Below are 21,659 nucleotides of genomic sequence, written 5' to 3'. Positions count from 1 at the left end.
ACTGCATTCCTCAGTGTTTACGCGTCCGGCACAGGGTGGAACGGGGTTTCCTTATCACTACGCTCTTTCTTGCCAAGGGCGGCAATACCGACCTTCAGTGCGAAGAACAGGATACTGAACACCACGAACAGGAACAGGCCGGTCAACGCCGCGTTGGTGTAGGCGTTGAAGATAACGTGTTGCATCTGGTTGATGTCCTTGGCCGGTGCCAGTACCTGACCGGCATCCAGTGCCGCGCTGTACTTGTCGGCCAGCGCCAGGAAACCGACCGCCGGGCTCGGATCGAACAGCTTGATGAAGCCCGCGGTGGTGGTGCAGATCAGCAGCCAGACAGCAGGCAACAGGGTGACCCAGATGTAGCGCTGGCGCTTCATCTTGATCAACACCACAGTACCCAGCATCAGCGCAATGCCCGCCAGCATCTGGTTGGAGATACCGAACAGCGGCCACAAGGTGTTGATCCCGCCCAACGGATCGATCACGCCCTGGTACAGCAGATACCCCCACATGGCCACACAACCGGCTGTTGCCAGCAGGTTGGCAGTCCACGACTCAGTGCGTTTGAGCGCCGGAATGAAGGAGCCCAACAGATCCTGCAACATGAAGCGTCCGGCACGGGTACCCGCATCTACCGCCGTGAGAATGAACAGCGCCTCAAACAGGATCGCGAAGTGGTACCAGAAGGCCATGGTGTTCTCACCCGGCAGCACCTGGTGCAGGATCTGCGCGATACCGACCGCCAGGGTCGGGGCACCGCCCGCACGGGCCAGGATGGTGTGCTCACCGATGTCCTTGGCTACGCCCTCAAGCACATCTGGCGTGATGGCAAAGCCCCAGTTGCTGACCGTCTGCGCCACCGCGACCACATCGCTACCGACTACGGCAGGCGGGCTGTTCATGGCGAAGTAGACACCCGGTTCGATCACCGAAGCAGCGACCATGGCCATGATGGCTACGAACGACTCCATCAGCATGCCGCCGTAACCGATGTAGCGGGCGTTGGTTTCGTTGTCGAGCAGCTTCGGCGTGGTGCCCGAGGAGATCAGGGCGTGGAAGCCCGATACCGCACCACACGCGATGGTGATAAACAGGAACGGGAACAGGGTGCCTTTCCAGACAGGGCCAGTACCGTCGGTGAACTGGGTCAGTGCAGGCATTTTCAGTTCAGGCGCGATGACCAGAATACCGATCGCCAGGCCTACGATGGTGCCGATCTTGAGGAAGGTCGAGAGGTAGTCACGGGGCGCCAGCACCAGCCACACAGGCAGTACGGCAGCCACAAAGCCGTAACCCACCAACAGCCAGGTGATTTGTACGCCGGTGAAGGTGAAGACCTTGGACCAGGTCGGATCGGCAGCAACCTGCCCGCCCAGCCAGATCGACAGCAACAGCAGGACAACACCCATCAGCGAGATTTCGCCAATACGCCCCGGGCGGATGTAGCGCATGTAAACGCCCATGAACATCGCGATCGGGATGGTCGCCATCACCGTGAACATGCCCCATGGGCTCTCGGCCAGGGCCTTGACCACGATGAGCGCCAACACCGCGAGGATGATGATCATGATCAGGAAGCAGCCGAACAGGGCAATGGTGCCCGGAATCCGGCCCATCTCTTCACGGACCATGTCGCCCAGCGAACGGCCGTTGCGACGGGTGGACAGGAACAGCACCATAAAGTCCTGAACCGCACCTGCCAGCACCACACCGGCAATCAGCCAGAGCGTGCCGGGCAGATAGCCCATCTGCGCAGCCAGAACCGGTCCGACCAGCGGCCCTGCGCCAGCAATCGCGGCAAAGTGGTGGCCGAACAGGATGTGCTTGTTGGTCGGGACATAGTCCAGACCATCGTTATTGAGTACCGCCGGTGTAGCCCGACGTGGATCGAGCTGCATCACCTTGGTGGCGATGAACAGGCTGTAGTAACGGTAGGCAACCAGGTAGATAGCCACCGCCGCGACTACAATCCACAAGGCATTGATGGCTTCACCGCGACGCAGGGCAACCACACCCAACGCACAGGCTCCGATGATTGCCAGCGCTAGCCACGGCAAGTGGCGCAGCAGGCTATTATTGTTGTTCATGATTAGCTTCCAGCTAGTGGATTGAAAGACTGCCCGACGAGTCTAGGGCCAGTCATCGCACATTGCCATACCTGCTACGATCTAGAGCCTCCAGAGCAGGAAACTCATGGCTCTGTTATGCACCTAACACGCGTACCTGACAAGCACTGGACTATAGTTGAGTGCGAACCCCGGAGGGCTTGGCCATGAGCGACCATCACGAACGTCGGCTTTTCAAACGTGTTCCCTTCGATGCCCGCACCGAGCTGGTGCAAGGTGATCAACGATGGCCCGTCAAACTGCTGGATCTGTCGCTCAAGGGGTTGTTGATCGAATGCCCCGAGGGCTGGCAGGGCGACCCTATCCAGGGTTTCGATGCCTCCATACACCTCAACGACCACGACGAAGTGAAGATGCACGTGGAGTTGCGTCACGAGGAGGGCAACCAGATGGGTTTCGTTTGCCAGTTCATTGATCTGGACTCCATTTCGCACCTGCGGCGACTGATCGAACTGAACCTGGCCAACCCGGAAGAACTTGAGCGCGAACTGCGGCAACTGATCGAAGCGTAGGAACGTTTAGCCAACTACCCAATCCCCACCAGAGCCTTTAGCGATCGCTAAAAGGCTCCGTTGGCGCGCCTGCCAAACGCCCTGCATACCATTAATGAGAAAATATGGCACACCGATTGCGTGCAACAGATCCGCTCGGGCTATCTAAAAATTGTATACAATTCTTCTGGTAATGATTGCCACTTGTTGTCTACAGTAGGCCCACAACAATAAAACAGAGACCCTGCTCCTCATGAATACGTCCTCCGCTAGCACGTCTTCAGCGCAACGTCCCGAAGACGAAAACCTAGGCCTCGGCGCCAACCTGGCTTACGGCCTGCAACACGTATTGACCATGTACGGCGGTATCGTTGCGGTTCCCTTGATTCTCGGCCAGGCCGCGGGACTGGGGCCGGCTGATATCGGTTTGTTGATTGCGGCCTCATTGTTCGCAGGTGGTCTTGCAACACTGCTACAAACCCTCGGCTTACCGTTCTTTGGCTGCCAGTTGCCATTGGTACAGGGCGTTTCATTCGCAGGCGTGGCAACCATGGGCGCCATTCTCAGCAGTGAAGGCGGTGGAGGTCTGCCTGGCGTGTTGGGTGCGGTCATGGCCGCATCGCTGATAGGCTTCCTGATCACGCCCGTCTTCTCACGCATTACCAAGTTCTTCCCGCCGTTGGTCACCGGTATCGTCATCACCACCATCGGCCTGACACTGATGCCCGTGGCGGCGCGCTGGGTCATGGGGGGCAACAGCAAATCGCCAGAGTTTGGCAGCATGGCCAACATCGGCCTGGCGGCCCTGACCTTCGCCATCGTGCTGGTACTCAGCAAACTCGGTAGCGCAGCGATCTCTCGCCTGTCGATCCTGCTGGCCATGGTCATCGGCACACTGATTGCCTGGTCATTGGGCATGGCGGATTTCTCCAAGGTCCTGGACGGCCCGCTGGTGGCCTTTCCTGAACCGTTCCATTTCGGTATGCCGACCTTTCACATCGCCGCCATTCTGTCGATGTGCATCGTGATCATGGTGACCTTGGTAGAAACCTCGGCGGATATTCTCGCGGTTGGCGAAATCATCGACACCAAGGTTGACTCCAAGCGTTTGGGCAATGGCCTGCGCGCCGACATGGCGTCGAGCATCCTTGCCCCCATCTTCGGCTCCTTCACCCAGAGCGCCTTCGCCCAGAACGTTGGCCTGGTGGCTGTGACGGGCGTCAAGAGCCGCTACGTAGTGGCAACCGGCGGGGTGATTCTGGTGGTGCTGGGGCTTCTGCCAATCATGGGGCGCATCATTGCCGCCGTACCAACCTCAGTACTGGGCGGTGCCGGTATCGTATTGTTCGGCACCGTTGCTGCCAGCGGTATTCGCACGCTGTCGAAAGTGGACTACCGCAACAACATGAACCTGATCATCGTCGCCGCCTCGCTGGGCTTCGGCATGATCCCAATCGCTGCACCGACCTTCTATGACCATTTCCCAAGCTGGTTTGAAACCATCTTCCACTCCGGCATCAGCTCGGCGGCGATCATGGCGATTCTTCTGAACCTGACGTTCAACCACTTCACGACTGGCAACTCGGACCAGCAGTCGGTGTTTGCTGCCGCTTACGAGCGCACGATCAATTACTCGGACATTTCCGCCCTGCGCGACGGTGATTACTTCGAGGACGGCAAACTGTTCGATGCCGACGGCAAGGAGATTCCGGTCATTAGCGAACACGACCACGGCCATGGCGCACCGTCAGAACGACGAACCGCTGCGGCTGAACACTGATGCACTGATGCACTGATGCACTGATGCACTGAGCAGCATAAGGGCCGACGAGGAATCGTCGGCCCTTTTCATTTGCAGGCCTGATGCGTCACTCGAACAACGCATCCAGCGCCTGCTCAAGGCGCGTGACCGCAATAACCTGCAAGCCTGCAGGGGCTTCCTTTGGTGCATTACCCTTGGGAACAATGGCGCGCTTGAAGCCATGCTTGGCGGCTTCCTTGAGGCGTTCCTGCCCACTGGGAACCGGGCGGACTTCGCCCGACAGGCCAATCTCACCGAACACCAGCAGGTCCTGGGACAAGGGGCGATTGCGCAGGCTCGACATCACCGCCGCCAACAGTGCGAGGTCGGAGGCGGTTTCCAGCACTTTCACACCACCGACTACGTTGAGGAACACGTCCTGGTCATGGGTCGGGATGCCACCATGGCGGTGCAGCACCGCCAGGAGCATTGCCAGCCGGTTCTGATCCAGACCAAGCGTCACTCGCCGAGGATTCGCCAGGTGGCTGTCGTCAACCAGCGCCTGAACTTCCACCAGCATCGGCCGAGTTCCCTCCCAGGTGGCCATGACTACGCTGCCGGGAACCTCCTCCTGGGCACGGGTGAGGAAGATGGCCGAAGGGTTGGAAACTTCCTTGAGGCCACGGTCGGTCATGCCGAACACGCCCAGTTCATTGACGGCACCAAAACGGTTCTTCACGGCCCGCAGCAAACGCAGGCGTCCATCGGACTCACCTTCAAAATACAGCACGGTATCGACCATATGCTCCAGCACGCGCGGCCCGGCCAAGGCGCCTTCCTTGGTCACGTGACCGACCAGGAAAATGGCCGTACCGCTCTGTTTGGCATAACGCACCAACAAGGCCGCACTTTCGCGCACCTGCGAGACACCGCCAGGGGCCGACTGCAATTGCTCGGTGAAGATGGTCTGGATCGAGTCGATAACCATCACCTTGGGCTTTTCCGCCCGGGCAGTAGCAATGATGTTCTCAATGCAGGTTTCGGTCATGACCCGCAACTGGTCCTGCGGTAAACCCAGGCGGCGCGCACGCATGGCCACTTGTTGCTGCGACTCCTCGCCCGTGACATAAAGCGCCGGAAGGCGGGTCGCAATGTTGCAGAGGGTTTGGAGCAGGATGGTCGACTTGCCGATACCCGGGTCGCCGCCGATCAACACCACCGAACCATCCACCAGCCCGCCACCGAGTACACGGTCAAGCTCGACACTGGCCGTGGTGAAACGCGGAATTTCTTCGACACTGACTTCTGCCAGGGTCTTGATCTGCGCCTGCTGCCCCGCCCAGCCACTGCGGCCACTGGGCGCTGCGGCTGCGCCACTTTCCAACACGGTTTCGACCAGGGTATTCCAGGCGCCGCATTCACCGCATTGCCCGGCCCACTTCGGAAAGGTCGCACCACACTCGGTGCAGCCGTACATGCGCTTGGCTTTGGCCATGGGGCGGTCTCCTGGAAAAACCGCCATGATAGCCGAGCAGGCAAGCCCATGGGGCCAACCCTGGAAGACAAAACTTTTCGGTATAACCACAGTCTGTAGCCGCAGCGATAAGCATGACTCGCATAGCTGATTTACACTGTTTTCACCAATCTCATCTGTTACAGGTAATAAACCATGGGCGTGCTCAGTGAATTCAAAGCCTTTGCGGTCAAGGGCAACGTGGTCGACATGGCGGTCGGTATCATTATCGGCGCGGCCTTCGGCAAAATCGTCTCATCTTTTGTCGGCGATGTAGTGATGCCACCCATTGGGCTGTTGATTGGTGGGGTGGACTTCAGCGACCTGGCAGTCACCCTGAAAGCCGCCGAAGGTGATGTGCCCGCAGTGGTCATGGCCTACGGGAAGTTCATCCAGACCGTCATCGACTTCATCATCGTCGCCTTCGCCATTTTCATGGGGATAAAGGCGATCAACCGGCTCAAGCGCGAAGAAGCCGTAGCACCCAGCGCGCCCCCCGTCCCCACCAAGGAAGAAGAGCTGCTGACTGAGATTCGTGACCTGCTCAAGAGCCAAAGCAACAAGCCGTAAGCGACACAACGCTGGCGCCCGCGTGCGCCAGCGCCTGATGCCTGCTACCAGTAGTTTTCCACTGCAACCTGGCCGGGCCGACGGCTCAGGCTCAATTGCATGTCGCGCTGTTTGAGTAGCGCTCGGGTGTCATCGATCATCTGTGGGTTACCACAGATCATCACCCGTGAATGTTCGGGCGTCAGTGCTGCACCGGCAACATGCTCCAGTTCGCCATTCTCGATCAATCGAGTGATGCGCCCGTTGAGTGCACCTGGGTGTTGCTCACGGGTAACGATGGAAATGAACTGCAACGCACCCGCGTACTCGGCCAGGTAATCGCGCTGTTCAAGGCCCGCAATCAGCGGCTGATAAGCCAGCTCCCGGGCCTCACGCACCGAATACACCAACTTGATGCGTTCAAACCGCTCCCATACTTCAAAATCCTGCAGGATTGATAGAAAGGGAGCGATACCCGTGCCGGTTGCCAACAACCACAGATCACGTCCACCCACGAAGCGGTCCAGGGTCAGAAACCCGAATGCCTGGCGATCAATCAGCAGGCTGTCACCCTGACGCAAACGGCTGAGTTCGCTTGTGAACTCCCCTCCCGGCACCACGATGGAAAAAAAATCGAGGTACTCATCGTGCGGGGCGCTGACCATTGAATACGCACGCCAGACCACACTGCCATCAGCCCGTGTCACGCCCAGGCGCGCGAACTGCCCGGCACGGAAACGAAACCCCTGGTCACGCGTAATCCGCAAACTGAACAGACTCGGGGTCAGCGGCTGAACATCCAACAGCGTTTGACGCGTGAACTTCTCCTCGCTGGCAGTCATGACCTGCTCCAATCGTCGATTAAGACCAGTGTCTCGCAAAATGCGCCGCATAAACACGGACGATTAGTAAGCGATACCTGCACCTGCTATCGCAAAATAACCCAAGCAAATACTAGGACTTTTCCTACAATCAAAAACACACGGAGTTTGGATCCATCAAAAGGAGGTGACTTGCCATGCCCTATTGGAACCAGGAGCAGATGCAACAGCTGCTCAATGAACACAACGAACAGCAGCTGTTTGAAATTGCACTGTCCCTGGCAAAGCAGCTAGGCATGGACTTCCTGGGGTTCACGATCCGCAGGCACGTTGCGACCCAATCCCCTCAGTACATACTTCTGAACAACTTCCCAAGTGAATGGAACACGCGCTACCAACAGGGCGATTACATAAAGATTGACCCCATAGCAACCCATTGTCAGCAATCACTGGCCGCCATTCTCTGGGATGACAACGCGTTTGCCGAGGTTCCCGAATACTGGGAGGAAGCACAGTCCTTTGGCCTGCGTTTCGGCTGGAGCCTGGCCATACACGATGCTCGCGGCAATCAGAGCATGCTCAGCGTGCTTCGGGCGAATGGCCCCATAACGACGGCCGAGTTCTTTGACAAGGCCTGCCATACCTTGTGGCTATGTAACCTGATACACACCCTGATCGTAGAGCGCATTCACCCACACAAACGCCTGACATATGAATTGACTGCTCGGGAAATCGAAGTGCTCAAGTGGTCCGCCGAGGGCAAAACCGCGGCCGACATCGCCTGTATTCTGGCCTTGTCTGAAAGCACCGTTAATTTCCATATCCGTAGCGTCATGGCCAAGATGAATACGAACAACAAGACCAGTGCGGTTGTCCGGGCCTCCATGAATGGCCTTTTATGACGCGCCAAGCGCCAGTCAGTACGGTGTAAACCCTGTAGAATCGTCGTCAACTTGCCGTCGCTCGCCGTGACGGCCGCCGATGCCCCAGAGTTTTATGCCATGCCCTTGCTGATCAACCCCTTTGCCGAACTTGACCTGATCCGCCAACCCGAACAAGCCAACGACCCCCTACAAGCGTTTGATGCCGCCGATGAGTACCTGCTTGAGCACCTGGCCGAACAGGCGCTGCCGAGCAGTGCTCGGGTGCTGGTACTGAATGACAGTTTTGGTGCCTTGGCCATCAGTTTGAGCCGTCATGTACAGGTGGTCAGCAGTGGCGACTCATACCTGGCAAGGCTCGGTCTGGAAAAGAACCTGCCGCGTAACGGTCAGCCCTTTGACAGTGTCACCTTCGTTCCGGCCAGTGCCGCGTGGCAAGGCCCGTTCGAACGCGTGCTGGTGCGCGTTCCCAAAACCCTGGCGTTGCTTGAGGAGCAGTTGATTCGCCTGCAGGGGCATCTGGCTCCAGGCGCTCAGGTCATCGCTGGCGCGATGATCAAGCACTTGCCACGTGCCGCTGGTGATCTGCTGGAAAAGTACATCGGCCCGGTGCAGGCCTCCCTGGCGCGCAAGAAGGCACGCTTGCTGATTGCCACGGCAGAAAGCAAAGCCCCCTTCACCTCGCCCTACCCGACCCGCTATCGTCTGGACGAACCGGCGTTGAACCTGCTCAACCATGCCAACGTGTTCTGCCGCGAAGGCCTGGACATCGGCACACGGGCCTTCCTTCCGTACCTGCCAAAGAACCTCGGGCAAGCGCGGGTCGCCGACCTTGGCTGCGGTAACGGCGTGCTGGCGATCGTCAGTGCGCTGGCCAACCCACAGGCACAGTACACACTGGTCGACGAGTCCTATATGGCGGTTCAGTCGGCCCGTGAAAACTGGCACGCGGCGCTGGGTGAGCGTGACGTGGAAGTGCGCGCCGACGATGGCCTGGCCAGCCAGCCCGAGCGCTCACTGGACGTGGTGCTGTGCAACCCGCCGTTCCATCAGCAGCAGGTGGTCGGCGACTTTCTGGCCTGGCGCATGTTCCAGCAGGCCCGCGAAGCACTGGTCCCCGGCGGTGCACTTTACATCGTCGGTAACCGCCACCTGGGTTACCACAGCAAACTGGCGCGGCTGTTCCGTGGCGTCGAACAAGTCGGGGCCAACCCCAAGTTCGTGGTGTTGAAAGCGCGCAAGTGAACAGGCAAAAAAAACCCTTCGTAGCGAACCGCTACGAAGGGTGAGAGGCCGCCGCAAGGCGGTAATGGGAGTTTGCCTAATGGGTGCTAAGGCCGGCAGCGCTCATGAACAGGCGCATCAGCCAAGCGAATATCCCCAAGGTCACGACGCTGCCCGTCCAGATCACCGCCAACCAACCCAAGCGTTGCCAGAGCGGTTTGTTTTCGGCGTTAACGGTTTCTTTAACAGCCATTTCACACCCTCCATTCAAACCCTAGTGGTAGCCGTCTTCGTGGGTCACCTTGCCGCGGAACACGTAGTAGCTCCAGAAGGTGTAACCCAGAATGAACGGGATGATGAACAAGGTGCCGACCAGCATGAAGCCCTGGCTTTGTGGTGGCGCAGCAGCATCCCAAATAGAGATCGATGGCGGGATGATGTTCGGCCACAGGCTGATACCCAGCCCGCTGTAGCCCAGGAAAATCAACACCAGGGTCAGCAGGAACGGGGTGTAGTGGGCATTACGCGCCACTGCCTTGAGCAGACCATAGAGGGTGACCAGCACCAGGATCGGTACCGGCAGGAACCAGAACAGATTCGGCAGGCTGAACCAGCGCGTGGCGATGTCCGGGTGCGCAAGCGGCGTCCACAGGCTGACGATGCCGGTCACCGCCAGAAGCACCAACGCCAACGGCCGCGCCAGATCGTGCATCTGCTTCTGCAACTTGCCTTCGGTTTTCATGATCAGCCAAGTACAGCCCAGCAAGGTGTAGGCGACTACCAAGCCCACGCCACAGAACAGGCTGAACGGGCTCAGCCAGTCCAGGCTACCACCGGCGTAGGAACGGTCGACCACCTTGAAGCCTTCAATGAAGGCACCCAACGCGACCCCCTGGAAGAAGGTGGCCGCAAGCGAGCCACCAATGAACGCCTTGTCCCAGATATGACGCTTGTCGGCCTTGGCCTTGAAACGGAACTCGAAGGCCACACCACGGAAAATCAGCCCGACCAGCATCAGCATCAACGGCAGGTACAACGCTGACAGCACCACGGCATAGGCCAGCGGGAAGGCGCCGAACAGTGCAGCGCCGCCCAACACCAGCCAGGTTTCGTTACCGTCCCAGACCGGCGCAACGGTGTTCATCATCACGTCGCGGTCACGGTCGTCCTTGATGAAGGGGAAGAGCATGCCAATCCCCAGATCGAAACCATCCATGATCACGTACATCATGATCCCGAAGATGATGATCACGGCCCAGATCAGCGGTAGATCGATACCCATGATTCAGTTCCCCTTGTTCAGGCTGAGGTTTTCGCCGTCGTGGTTATCGTCACCCGCAGCAGACAGCGGCCGTGCCGGTGTGCGTTGCTGACCAGGACCGCCAGTGCTGACTTCCTTGCCTTCGTCAGTTTTCGGCCCCTTGCGCACCAGGCGCATCATGTAGCCCAAACCTGCGCCGAACAGCGCGAAATACACCACCACGAACATCACCAGCGTCACGCCCAACTGGGTGTAACTATGATTCGACGCACCGTCGGCGGTACGCATCAGGCCATAGACCACCCACGGCTGACGACCGACTTCAGTGGTGAACCACCCGGCGAGTACTGCGATCAAACCGGACGGGCCCATCCACAGGGTAACGTAGAGGAATGGCCGCGAACTGTAGAGGCTGCCACGCAGGCGCAACCAGACACTCCATAGGCCGACCGCAATCATCAGCATGCCGAGGCCGACCATGATCCGGAACGACCAGAAGACCACAGTCGAGTTCGGCCTGTCTTCAGGGGCAAACTCCTTCATCGCCGGCACTTGTTTATCCAGGCTGTGGGTCAGGATCAGGCTGCCCAGTGCCGGGATCTCCAGTTTGAAATGGGTAGTCTCGGCCTTCATGTCGGGGATGCCGAACAGAATCAACGGGGTCGGCTCGTCTCCGACGTTTTCCCAGTGCCCTTCAATAGCTGCAATTTTCACCGGCTGGTGCTTGAGGGTGTTCAATCCATGGAAATCGCCGATAACCGCTTGAACCGGCGCGACGATCAAGGCCATCCACATGGCCATCGATAGCATCTTGCGGATCGCCGGGTTGTCGCGCCCACGCAGTAGATGCCAGGCCGCCGACGCACCGACAAAGAATGCCGTCGCGACAAACGCCGCGGTCGCCATGTGCGCCAGACGATAAGGGAAGGATGGGTTGAAGATGACAGCCAGCCAATCCACCGGAATCACTCGACCATCAATGATCTCGTAACCCTGAGGGGTCTGCATCCAGCTGTTCGAGGCAAGGATCCAGAAGGTCGAGACCAAGGTGCCAAGGGCGACCATGAGGGTGGAGAAAAAGTGCAGACCGCGGCCTACACGGTTCCAGCCGAAGAGCATGACGCCAAGGAAACCGGCCTCAAGGAAGAAGGCGGTCAATACCTCGTAGGTCAGCAAAGGCCCAGTGACGGCCCCGGCGAAATCGGAGAAACGGCTCCAGTTGGTGCCGAACTGGTACGCCATGACCAGGCCGGATACCACACCCATACCGAAGTTCACGGCGAAGATCTTCGACCAGAAGTGATACAGGTCGCGGTAAACGCTGTTGTTAGTCTTGAGCCACAGGCCTTCGAGCACCGCCAGGTAGCTCGCCAGGCCAATGGTGATGGCCGGGAACAGGATATGGAACGAGACGGTAAACGCGAACTGGATTCGGGCGAGATCGAGTGCCTCCAAACCGAACATAGTGCTTCCTCTGTCAGGTAATCTGGCGCGCGGCGAATGCCTTTGCGCCAACTGCCCCCACGGCTATTGAGTGCCACACATTGGAGTTGTTCTGGAAACAGCAATCGTAGGGATTTACGGCCACGGGGCCGATTCGTTGCATCTGCAACTATTGACGCAGATCAACGTATGAAAAACAGAATAGTCCCGAACGCCTGCGCAGGTTATGTGGTCGATTGCCGCGTGACCGGTTGCCTCACCCCCTTTACGAGGTAGCTGTTTGGTGCGCTAACCGCCCACTCTTGGGCTTTCTTGCAACCTCTTGTTACATGCAGTGCTACGCTGGCCGCCTTCTCCTTGCTCAGGCCCGTTTGCGCTCATGTCTGCCCAAGCTCCGTTACTGCTCCGTCAACACCGCCCCTTCCTGGCTTTCTGGTTCGCTCGGGTGTTCACTGCCAGCGGCTTTCAAATGCTCACCGTGGCCATCGGTTGGCACCTTTATCAATTGACCGGCAGCGTGCTTGACCTCGGCCTGGTCGGCCTGGTGGAGTTTGCCCCCAGGGTGCTGTTCATGCTGCACACCGGGCATGTCGCCGACCGCTACGACCGGCGTCGTGTCGCCGCCTTCTGCCAGGCTGCTCAGGCCCTGATCGCCCTGACGCTGGTGGTCGGTAGCAGCACAGGCACGATCAGCCGCGAGCTGATTTTCCTGCTGGCCTTTCTGCTCGGCAGCGCACGCTCGTTTGAAATGCCGGCAACCCAGGCGCTGCTGCCAAATGTGGTGCCCGCACAGTTGTTCCCCCGCGCAGTGGCGGCATCGGCCTCAGCGATGCAGTCGGCAACCATCGTCGCACCGGCACTGGGCGGTTTTCTCTACGCCTTCGGCAGTGTCTGGGTGTACGGGCCTACCGTGCTGCTGTACGTGATCGCATGTGCCCTGAGCCTTGGTCTGAGCGCCCAGCAAAGCCCCTTGACGCAGGGTCGCGCCAGCCTGGAGTCACTGCTGGCCGGTGTCCGCTTCATTCGCAGCCGCCCGGACATTCTCGGCGCCATCTCATTAGACCTGTTTGCTGTACTGCTGGGCGGTGCCACCGCGCTGTTGCCCGTGTTCGCCAAGGACATTCTGCTCACCGGCCCCTGGGGCCTGGGCTTGTTGCGCTCCGCCCCCGCCGTTGGCGCCTTGCTGATGTCGCTGTGGTTGGCACGGTTTCCGGTCGAGCGTCAGGTCGGTCGCATCATGTTCACTGCCGTCGGGGTATTTGGCGTGGCGACCATCGCCTTCGGCCTGTCCACATCGTTCTGGCTCTCACTGGCGGTGTTGGCCGTACTGGGTGCCGCCGACATGATCAGCATGGTGATTCGCGGAGCGTTCGTACAACTGGAAACCCCGGATGAAATGCGTGGGCGGGTCAGCGCCGTCAATGGCCTGTTCATTGGCGCTTCAAACCAGCTCGGCGAGTTTGAGTCGGGGCTGACAGCGCACTGGTTTGGGACGGTGCCTGCGGTGGTCATGGGCGGTGTTGGAACACTGCTGGTGACCGGGCTGTGGATAAAACTGTTCCCAAGCCTGGCCAGCCGCGATCACTTGCACACGGTCAAACCCTTATAGACAACGCCACGCCTTCCTGCGGATACCATGCCAGCGCCCAAGATGGGCGTATCTGCATTACTCCTCGTCGATCATGCTGGTATGATGCGCGGCTTTTTCCCGACCCAAGGAAAATACACAGCCTCCCGGTATGGTCTGTGCTTTGCTAGTTGGGTCGATCATTCACGGCGCCAGCGCGCGCCACGGGAGCAGGCATGCTGGAAAGGCTGTTTCAACTAAAAGCACACAACACCAACGTGCGCACCGAAATTCTGGCGGGCGTCACCACGTTCCTGGCGATGGCCTACATTCTGTTCGTCAACCCCAGCATCCTCGGCGAAACCGGCATGGACAAAGGCGCGGTCTTCGTCGCCACCTGCCTGGCTGCCGCCATCGGCTCGACCGTCATGGGCGTGATCGCCAACTACCCGATCGCGCTGGCACCAGGGATGGGCCTGAACGCCTTCTTTACCTACACCGTCGTCCTGAACATGGGCCACACCTGGCAAGTCGCGCTGGGGGCCGTGTTCATTTCCGCCGTGTTGTTCTTTCTGCTGTCGATTTTTCGTATCCGCGAATGGATCGTCAACAGCATCCCGCTGCCGCTGCGCTCGGCGATTGCAGCCGGTATCGGTCTGTTCCTGGCACTGATCGCCCTGCACAACGCTGGCATCGTCGTCGCCCACAAAGCAACCGTGGTCGGCTTGGGCGACCTGAAGCAACCCGCACCGATACTCGCCACCCTGGGCTTCTTTCTGATCGTCGCACTGGAAGCACTGAAGGTGCGTGGTGCCGTACTGATCGGCATTCTCGCCGTCACCCTGGCCTCCATCACGCTGGGCTTCAGCGAGTTCGGTGGGGTAATGTCGATGCCACCGTCACTGGCGCCAACCTTCCTGCAGCTGGATATCAAGGGTGCCCTGGACATTGGCCTGATCAGCGTGATCTTTGCCTTCCTGTTCGTCGACCTGTTCGACAATTCGGGCACCCTGATTGGCGTTGCCAAACGTGCAGGCCTGATGGGCAAGGACGGCCACATGCCGAAGATGGGGCGTGCCCTGATCGCCGACAGTACTGCAGCCATGGCCGGTTCGCTGCTGGGTACCTCGACCACCACCAGCTACATTGAATCGGCCGCTGGCGTCAGCGCCGGTGGACGTACCGGGCTGACAGCAGTCGTGGTCGCCGTGCTGTTCCTGCTGGCGCTGTTCTTTGCACCGTTGGCCGGCAGCGTGCCCGCCTATGCTACGGCGCCAGCGCTGCTGTTCGTCGCCGTACTGATGGCATCGGGCCTGGCCGAAATAAACTGGGACGACATCACTGAAGCCGCACCCGTGGTCATTACGGCCCTGGCGATGCCGCTGACCTACTCGATTGCCAACGGCATCGCCTTTGGTTTCATTTCCTGGACGGTGATCAAGCTGATCTCTGGCCGTGGCCGCGAGGTCAATTCGGCGCTGGTGATTCTGTCGATTCTGTTCGTCATCAAACTGGGCTGGTTCAACGCATGAGTGCTGTCCTCGATCCTGCAACTTACAGCCAACAATTGGACGCCAAGGTCGCTCGCCTGCGCGAGTTGCTGGCGCCTTTCGCAGCACCGGAACCGGCCGTATTCGACTCACCGCGCGAGCACTATCGCCTGCGTGCCGAGTTCCGCCTCTGGCGTGAAAACGAGCAGCGCTTCTATGCAATGTTCGCCCCTGGCGAAAAGCACACGCCGATCCTGATCGAAGACTTCCCGATCGCCAGCCTGCGTATCAACGAACTGATGCCCAAGCTCAAAGCCGCCTGGCAAGCCAGCTCGGCCTTGAGCTTCAAACTGTTCCAGGTGGAGTTCCTCACCACCCTGGCCGGTGACGCGATGATTACCCTGTGCTATCACCGGCCATTGGACGAGCACTGGGAGGCTGCAGCGCGGCAGTTGGCCAACGACCTGAATGCAAGCATCATCGGTCGCTCCAAGGGCAAGCGTGTGGTAATCGGCCGCGACTACGCGGTCGAAGAGCTGCAGGTGGCTGGACGCAGTTTCCGCTACCGTCAGCCCGAAGGCGCGTTCACCCAACCCAACGGCACGGTCAACCAGAAGATGCTGAACTGGGCCTATGACGCGCTGGGTGAGCGCCAGGACGACCTGCTGGAGCTGTACTGCGGCAACGGTAACTTCACCTTGCCGCTGGCTACCCGGGTTCGCAAGGTACTGGCCACCGAGATCAGCAAGACGTCAGTCAATGCCGCCCTGCACAACCTCGATGACAATGCTGTGGATAACGTACGCCTGGTGCGCCTGTCCGCCGAAGAACTGACTGAAGCGCTCAATGACGTGCGCCCCTTCCGTCGGCTGGAAGGGATCGACCTGAAGAGCTACCAGTTTGGCAGCGTCTTCGTCGATCCTCCGCGTGCCGGCATGGACCCGGATACCTGCGAGTTGACACGACGTTTCGACAACATCCTGTACATCTCCTGCAACCCGGAAACCCTCGCGGCCAACATCGCCCAGTTGCACGACACACACCGTATCGAGCGCTGTGCATTGTTCGACCAGTTCCCCTACACCCACCACATGGAAAGCGGGGTGTTGTTGGTACGACGTTGATCGACAGCCATCCTGATGGCAAGAGGGTCAGGGGGTGTACCGCAACAAGGGCACCCATTGATCCTCGTCAGCCAGCCCGCCATGGTGGCCCAACCACTGGCTGGCGTGCTTCTCCACCTGACTGCGAATGATCCCCCCATGCCCACGGGGTATCACGATCAGGTCGCCAATACGGGCTTCGGCCCCGCTCAGCACCACGTCACCGAACAGACTCTGCTTGATTGCCTGGGCCTTGCTCAGCACCGTATAGGCGTCGCCGAGGCGCTCTTGCCAGCGTGCCAGCACCCGGTCCAGCTGATGCTCCGCCACGTAGACATGACGCGCCCGTATATCCCCAGCCACGGCATGTACGCCTTGCTGCAGGGTTGCATCGTCATCGAAATCGACCACCTGTGCGTCGTCCAGCCGGACCATGCCATGGTCCGCGATGACCTTCAGATCGGCACCTGCGGGCAGGTACAGGGCAATCGACTGGGCCAATTGGTCAGCAATCTCCAGCTGTTTGAGCCACGGCTCGGAGCCCGGCCCATACACGTGCCCAGCAAAATCCAGGTCACCGAAATAAGCGAAACACAAGGCCGGACGCTCTACCTCGAGGGCCTTGCGCACCAATGCCGGATAAGCTTCGTATGCCGCTGCCGGAAGTATCTCGCCAGCACGGTAGATCGCTCTGGAAAAGTCCGATGTGGCGTAGCGACCAAGCATCAGCGTACTGATGGCGATCCCCTGCTCTGCCGCCTTTGACCAGGCCATGCGCGGAACGATGAAATCGTCGGGCGCAGGTACAGGGCTGCATGCGCCCTCCCCCTGCAGCGCCGAACTGCTCCAGGTCAGCGGAGACAGCGCCGTCTGCGCATCAAGGGCAAAACTGCAACCCACGATTCCGTGGGCGCCACTGGCCAGGCCCGAAGTGATAGAGGCCAGGCTGGTCGCGGTAGTCGCAGGAAAGCCGACGCGAAAACACCCGTCAGGGCGCATCAACGCAGCGAGAAATGGTGCTCGGTGCGCATGCTCGTGCAGCAAGTGCCACCCCAGACCGTCGATCAACAACAGGCAGGTTGCCGAAGCCGCCTCCAACCTGAAGGTGTTGTTGAACGCCCTCCCCCCCAATGACGCCAGAATCGACTGGGTGAGGTGAGCAAGCCCCGGCCAGGTCGCCTCCAGTGACGGCCTCTCTTCCCTCTGCACCGCCATATTTCCCTCCGTGGTCAGGTTGTTAAACAACAGGTTTAGCACACCCTGTTCGATCAGCGAACAGAAAAAGCGCCGACCCGGCTCTCGCCAATTGACCAAATTAACCAGTTAGTACAATTTGCTCGAGACAGCGTTTCCTCACTCAAGAACAACAACGGAGCCCACCGATGAGTCGTACCGTCCTGGTCCTCAATGGTCCCAACCTCAACCTGTTAGGCACCCGAGAGCCGGCTACCTATGGCCGCGAAACCCTGGCTGATGTGTCCGCCCTGTGCAGCCGCAGTGCCGCCCAACTGGGGCTGGAAGTCGATTTTCGCCAAACCAACCATGAAGGCGAACTACTCGACTGGATTCACCAGGCCCGTGGTCGATATGCGGCCATCGTGATCAATCCGGCAGCCTGGACCCACACGTCAGTCGCCATCCGCGACGCCTTGGTAGCCGTGGAGCTTCCGGTTATCGAAGTACACATTTCCAACGTGCATGCCCGTGAGTCGTTCCGCCATCACAGCTATGTCTCGTCCATTGCTGTTGCCGTGCTCTGCGGTTTCGGCATCAACGGCTACCGCCTGGCACTGGAGCATCTCGCTCAATGGCTGTCGACTCAGGAGCAATCGGCATGAACCGTAAACCCAGCGTTCTCGCCGGCCTGATCGGCGCCGGCATCCAGGCTTCACGCACCCCTGCACTGCATGAGCATGAAGGGGCGGCACAAGGTCTTAACTACCTCTATCGCCTGATCGACCTTGACGTCTTGAAGCTCGACAGCAGTGCCCTTGAAGAACTGCTGACAGCCGCCGAGCACATGGGCTTCACCGGGCTGAACATCACCTTCCCGTGCAAACAGGCCATCTTGCCGCTGCTCGACGAACTGTCGCCAGAGGCACGGGGCATTGGTGCGGTCAACACCGTGCTGCTCAAGGACGGCAAACGCATCGGCCACAACACCGACTGCCTGGGCTTTGCCGAAGGGTTTCGTCGTGGCCTCACAGGTGTACAACGTCGGCTGGTGGTGCAGATGGGTGCTGGCGGCGCTGGCGCCGCAGTGGCTCATGCCTTGCTGGGCGAAGGCGTTGCGCAACTGGTCATCTTCGACGTCGAGGCCGCGCGAGCCCAGGCGCTGGTGGATAACCTCAACCAGCATTTCCCCGGAGCTCCCGCTCGTGTTGGGCATGACCTGGAAGCGGCAATGGCAGAGGCCGACGGCCTGGTCAACACCACGCCGATGGGCATGGCCAAACTACCCGGCATGCCGGTGCCCAAAGCGCTGCTGCGCAGCAACCTGTGGGTAGCTGAAATCGTGTATTTCCCACTGGAGACCGAGTTGCTTCGCGAAGCTCGAGCGCTGGGTTGCCAGACACTGAATGGCGGAACGATGGCCGTGTTTCAGGCAGTCAAGGCGTTTGAGCTGTTCAGCGGCGTACCGGCCGATGCCCAGCGGATGATCGAGCACTTCAGCAGTTTTCAGAACTGATCCGTGTAGCCGCTGCCAAACGGCAGCGGCACCTGGCTCATGCCTGCAGGTAGCGCAGCACCGACTCGCAAATCATTTCGCGGTGGCGCGCTTTCAATGCGCTGTCCTCGAAATCGACCTGGAAGATCTCACCGAACGTATGTCGGTTCGAGACCCGATAGAAACAGAACGAACTGATCAGCAAATGCACGTCGAGGGCTTCCAGGCCTTGGCGGAAAAGCCCTTCAGCAGCACCGCGGCGCAGAATCTCATCCAGCGCCATCAGCACCGTCTTGTTCATCGAGCTGATGGCCGATGAGCGTTTGACGTAGTCACCGTGGTGCATGTTTTCGTTACAGACGATTCGCACAAAGTCGACATTGCGGTCGTGGTGATCGAAGGTGAACTCGACCAACCGACGAATGCCCTGACGCGGCTCCAGCTCCGCCAGGTGCAAACTGCTTTCCGTGCTGCGAATGTCGCCGTAGAGCTTCTCCAGCACTTCGATGTACAACTGCTCCTTGCTGCTGAAGTAGTAGTAGATCATGCGCTTCGAGGTATGCGTGCGCTCGGCAATCGCATCGACCCTGGCCCCTGCGAGCCCCTGCTGGACAAACTCGCAGATTGCCGCCTGAAGAATGCTCTCCCGCGTCTTTTCAGGGTTGTTCTTGCGGCTTCTGCGCACCGCCTCGGTAGGGGCGGCGCAAAGTGCTGGGGTTGTCGTCATACGGGACTCATGGCCATCTGTGAACATCGTGATTATGAGGCCCGCATGCCTGAGAAGGAAGTCGAAGCCTGTTCCCCTAAAGTTTAACTTGTGCCTGGCTGCCGCTGCGTGCCTTGGCCATCGCCGCCAAACGCACCGCTACGTTGGCCGCACCGTAGCCACTGTATCCGTTGCGTCGTTGCAGCACTTCGAAGAAGAAACGCTCTTCAAATGGCTGGGTGTACACGTGAAACAGCTCGCCGCCCTGAGCATCACGGTCGTACAGCACGTTGTAATAGGCCAGTTCGCTGAGGAACTCGTCATCGAAGTCAAAGCGTGCGGCCAGATCGTCATAATAGTTGAGCGGGATGTCGAGCAGGGCAACACCGGCTTCCTTGGCCTGCTTCACTGCGGCAAAGATGTCATCACAATCGAACGCAATGTGATGCACGCCCGAACCACGGTAATGCGACAGGGCATGGGAGATCGCGGTATTACGGTTCTCCGAGATGTTCAAGGGCAAGCGGATCGAACTGCAACGGCTGCGCAGCGCACGGCTCTTGACCAGGCCGTAAGGGTCGGGCAGCACGACCTCGTCATCGGCACTGAAGTCCAGCAGGCTCTTGTAAAACAGCGCCCAACTGTCCAGGCCATCGGCCGGCAGCGCCAGCGCCATATGATCGATACGGGTCAGGCCCAGGGACGTGGCAGGTTGCTGCACCAGGCTGAAATCAGTGTCGTAGATAGTCCGCCCTTCGGCATCCTGGTCGACCAGATAGATCAGGCTGCCATCGGGCGCACGCACCGCCGCCAACTCGCGCTCGTTGGGGCCTACCAGGCCGCGGTAAGGCTGCCCGTGATACGCCACCGCCCGTGCCAGCGCTTGCGTGCTGTCTTTTACTCGAATGGCCGTAGCGCAGAGCGAAGGCCCATGGCTCTCGAAAAAGTTGTGCGCAAAGGAGTAAGGCTCGGCATTGAGGATCAGGTTGATATCGCCCTGACGCAGCAGGCTGACATTCTTCGAACGGTGTTCACCGGCCTTAGTAAACCCAAGGCGCTCCAGCCAATGCGAGAGTTTGGCGCCCAGTGCGTCATCCACCGCGAACTCAAGAAACTCGATGCCGTCGTAGGCACTGGCCGCTGGCGGCGTGAACAGCAGGTTGTCATCCGGCAACGGGCCAGACTGCTCAAGCAACAGCCGCGTCTTCTCTTCCAGGTACAACAGCGAACGCAAGCCATCGGCCGCATTGGCCCGTGGCGGCGCAGCCCGGAAGCCATCGTTGAAGATCTCCAGCGACAGCGGACCGCGATACCCTGTCGAAAGAATCGGAGCAAGAAACCCCGGCAAATCAAATTCACCTTGCCCAGGGAAGCAGCGGAAATGACGGCTCCACTCCAGCACATCCATGGCCAGGATTGGCGCGTCGGCCATCTGCACGAAGAAAATCTTCTCGCCCGGCACCTGCGCAATACCCCGTGGGTCGCCCTTGAGCGACAGGGTATGGAAACTGTCGAGAATCATCCCCAGGCTGGCATGATCGGCCTCCCTGACGATATCCCAGACTTGCTCCCAGGTATTGACGTGGCGGCCCCAGGCCAGCGCCTCATAGCCGATACGCAGGCCACGAGCCCCCGCACGTTCGGCCAGCAGCCGCAGGTCATCGACCAGTATCTGCCGCTCGCCCAACGAGTCACTGGCAACGTTACTGCAGACCAGCACCAGGTCGGTGCCCAGTTCCTGCATCAGGTCGAACTTGCGCTCGGCCCTGTCCAGGTTGCGCGCCAGGCGATCGCGGGCGGCACCCTTCAAAGTCCCGAAACGGCTGAAACAGCGTGATCGCGAGCCCCAAATCAGCGCATCGCTGACGAATCTCGCGAGGGCTGCCGGCGTAGTAGAGCAGGTCATTTTCGAATATTTCGACGCCATCGAAACCGGCGGCGGCAATCGCTTCAAGTTTTTCCGGCAGGGTACCGCTCAAGGATACGGTGGCAATCGAACGCTGCATTTTCTGGCTCCGATAGGCAGGCATGGCGCAATGAACGAATTATTGGCAACCCACTTTAGCAGCTCAACACAA

At 59.6% G+C, this 21,659-nt stretch carries 18 protein-coding genes and 1 pseudogene; 10 read left to right on the top strand and 9 right to left on the bottom strand.

The features are described from left to right. Positions 1 to 17: 17 nt before the first annotated feature. On the bottom strand, positions 18 to 2,084 hold the full coding sequence (locus ACZ9H3_RS18725) for a carbon starvation CstA family protein (RefSeq protein WP_065759276.1): 2,067 nt from the start codon (positions 2,082 to 2,084) through the stop codon (positions 18 to 20). A gap of 185 nt (positions 2,085 to 2,269) precedes the next feature. On the opposite strand from ACZ9H3_RS18725, the gene ACZ9H3_RS18720 reads away from it, so the two are divergent. Both ACZ9H3_RS18720 and ACZ9H3_RS18715 read left to right on the top strand, forming a co-directional pair. Next, positions 2,270 to 2,635: a PilZ domain-containing protein gene (locus ACZ9H3_RS18720; protein WP_102051825.1), complete on the top strand. Its 366-nt coding sequence runs from the start codon at positions 2,270 to 2,272 to the stop codon at positions 2,633 to 2,635. A gap of 232 nt (positions 2,636 to 2,867) precedes the next feature. Next, positions 2,868 to 4,394, top strand: a complete 1,527-nt coding sequence (locus ACZ9H3_RS18715) for a nucleobase:cation symporter-2 family protein (RefSeq protein WP_099773489.1) — start codon at positions 2,868 to 2,870, stop codon at positions 4,392 to 4,394. Positions 4,395 to 4,482: 88 nt separating this feature from the next. Here the strand turns inward: ACZ9H3_RS18715 and radA are convergent, their stop codons facing one another. After that, positions 4,483 to 5,850: a DNA repair protein RadA gene (gene radA / locus ACZ9H3_RS18710; RefSeq protein WP_065759279.1), complete on the bottom strand. Its 1,368-nt coding sequence runs from the start codon at positions 5,848 to 5,850 to the stop codon at positions 4,483 to 4,485. A 174-nt stretch (positions 5,851 to 6,024) separates the two neighbouring features. Between radA and mscL the strand changes: the two genes are divergently transcribed. After that, positions 6,025 to 6,438: a large-conductance mechanosensitive channel protein MscL gene (mscL, locus tag ACZ9H3_RS18705; protein ID WP_330521911.1), complete on the top strand. Its 414-nt coding sequence runs from the start codon at positions 6,025 to 6,027 to the stop codon at positions 6,436 to 6,438. A 44-nt stretch (positions 6,439 to 6,482) separates the two neighbouring features. Here mscL and ACZ9H3_RS18700 read toward each other — a convergent pair whose 3' ends face one another. Further along, positions 6,483 to 7,259, bottom strand: a complete 777-nt coding sequence (locus tag ACZ9H3_RS18700; protein ID WP_476221935.1) for a ferredoxin--NADP reductase — start codon at positions 7,257 to 7,259, stop codon at positions 6,483 to 6,485. Between the two features lie 176 nt (positions 7,260 to 7,435). On the opposite strand from ACZ9H3_RS18700, the gene ACZ9H3_RS18695 reads away from it, so the two are divergent. Both ACZ9H3_RS18695 and ACZ9H3_RS18690 read left to right on the top strand, forming a co-directional pair. Next, complete coding sequence (locus ACZ9H3_RS18695) at positions 7,436 to 8,140, top strand: LuxR family transcriptional regulator (protein ID WP_476221933.1); 705 nt, start codon at positions 7,436 to 7,438, stop codon at positions 8,138 to 8,140. A 99-nt stretch (positions 8,141 to 8,239) separates the two neighbouring features. Beyond that, complete coding sequence (locus ACZ9H3_RS18690) at positions 8,240 to 9,364, top strand: methyltransferase (RefSeq protein ID WP_454240682.1); 1,125 nt, start codon at positions 8,240 to 8,242, stop codon at positions 9,362 to 9,364. A 76-nt stretch (positions 9,365 to 9,440) separates the two neighbouring features. On the opposite strand, the gene ACZ9H3_RS18685 is transcribed toward ACZ9H3_RS18690, so the two are convergent. The 3 genes from ACZ9H3_RS18685 to ACZ9H3_RS18675 are packed head-to-tail and all read right to left on the bottom strand — an operon-like array spanning position 9,441 to position 12,068. After that, a complete protein-coding gene (locus ACZ9H3_RS18685; RefSeq protein WP_099773485.1) occupies positions 9,441 to 9,596 on the bottom strand; it encodes a DUF2474 domain-containing protein in 156 nt (51 codons plus the stop codon). A 21-nt stretch (positions 9,597 to 9,617) separates the two neighbouring features. Beyond that, the gene (gene cydB, locus ACZ9H3_RS18680) at positions 9,618 to 10,625 is read right to left on the bottom strand and encodes a cytochrome d ubiquinol oxidase subunit II (protein WP_065759285.1); all 1,008 of its coding nucleotides are present in this window, start codon (positions 10,623 to 10,625) and stop codon (positions 9,618 to 9,620) included. Positions 10,626 to 10,628: 3 nt separating this feature from the next. Beyond that, entirely contained in the window at positions 10,629 to 12,068 is a 1,440-nt protein-coding gene (locus ACZ9H3_RS18675; RefSeq protein WP_476221930.1) for a cytochrome ubiquinol oxidase subunit I, read from the bottom strand. Positions 12,069 to 12,426: 358 nt separating this feature from the next. Here ACZ9H3_RS18675 and ACZ9H3_RS18670 point away from each other — a divergent pair, with 358 nt between their 5' ends. The 3 genes from ACZ9H3_RS18670 (at position 12,427) to trmA (ending at position 16,228) form a co-directional block, all read left to right on the top strand. Next, positions 12,427 to 13,656: an MFS transporter gene (locus tag ACZ9H3_RS18670; RefSeq protein WP_476221928.1), complete on the top strand. Its 1,230-nt coding sequence runs from the start codon at positions 12,427 to 12,429 to the stop codon at positions 13,654 to 13,656. 194 nt (positions 13,657 to 13,850) lie between these two features. Next, positions 13,851 to 15,146, top strand: coding sequence for an NCS2 family permease (locus ACZ9H3_RS18665; RefSeq protein WP_099773482.1), 1,296 nt, complete (start codon positions 13,851 to 13,853; stop codon positions 15,144 to 15,146). Then, the gene (trmA, locus tag ACZ9H3_RS18660; protein ID WP_476221925.1) at positions 15,143 to 16,228 is read left to right on the top strand and encodes a tRNA (uridine(54)-C5)-methyltransferase TrmA; all 1,086 of its coding nucleotides are present in this window, start codon (positions 15,143 to 15,145) and stop codon (positions 16,226 to 16,228) included. Before ACZ9H3_RS18665 ends, trmA begins: the two co-directional genes overlap by 4 nt. 27 nt (positions 16,229 to 16,255) lie before the next feature. On the opposite strand, the gene ACZ9H3_RS18655 is transcribed toward trmA, so the two are convergent. Continuing rightward, on the bottom strand, positions 16,256 to 17,422 hold the full coding sequence (locus tag ACZ9H3_RS18655) for an alkaline phosphatase family protein (protein WP_476221923.1): 1,167 nt from the start codon (positions 17,420 to 17,422) through the stop codon (positions 16,256 to 16,258). A 167-nt stretch (positions 17,423 to 17,589) separates the two neighbouring features. On the opposite strand from ACZ9H3_RS18655, the gene aroQ reads away from it, so the two are divergent. Together aroQ and ACZ9H3_RS18645 are read left to right on the top strand one after the other, a co-directional pair. Then, on the top strand, positions 17,590 to 18,045 hold the full coding sequence (aroQ, locus tag ACZ9H3_RS18650; RefSeq protein WP_065759290.1) for a type II 3-dehydroquinate dehydratase: 456 nt from the start codon (positions 17,590 to 17,592) through the stop codon (positions 18,043 to 18,045). Continuing rightward, a complete protein-coding gene (locus tag ACZ9H3_RS18645; RefSeq protein ID WP_476221921.1) occupies positions 18,042 to 18,896 on the top strand; it encodes a shikimate dehydrogenase in 855 nt (284 codons plus the stop codon). Before aroQ ends, ACZ9H3_RS18645 begins: the two co-directional genes overlap by 4 nt. A 37-nt stretch (positions 18,897 to 18,933) precedes the next feature. On the opposite strand, the gene ACZ9H3_RS18640 is transcribed toward ACZ9H3_RS18645, so the two are convergent. Together ACZ9H3_RS18640 and quiC are read right to left on the bottom strand one after the other, a co-directional pair. Continuing rightward, positions 18,934 to 19,602 carry a TetR/AcrR family transcriptional regulator gene (locus ACZ9H3_RS18640; protein WP_476221919.1) on the bottom strand — a complete coding sequence of 223 codons (669 nt, stop codon included), beginning with the start codon at positions 19,600 to 19,602 and terminating at the stop codon, positions 18,934 to 18,936. 76 nt (positions 19,603 to 19,678) lie between these two features. Continuing rightward, a pseudogene (gene quiC / locus ACZ9H3_RS18635) lies at positions 19,679 to 21,587 on the bottom strand (3-dehydroshikimate dehydratase QuiC). Positions 21,588 to 21,659: the final 72 nt, after the last annotated feature.

The sequence above is a fragment of the Pseudomonas sp. TE3910 genome (assembly GCF_056279025.1).
The sequence above is the reverse complement of the archived record's forward strand: the minus strand, read 5'-3'. Positions and strand labels throughout refer to the sequence as shown.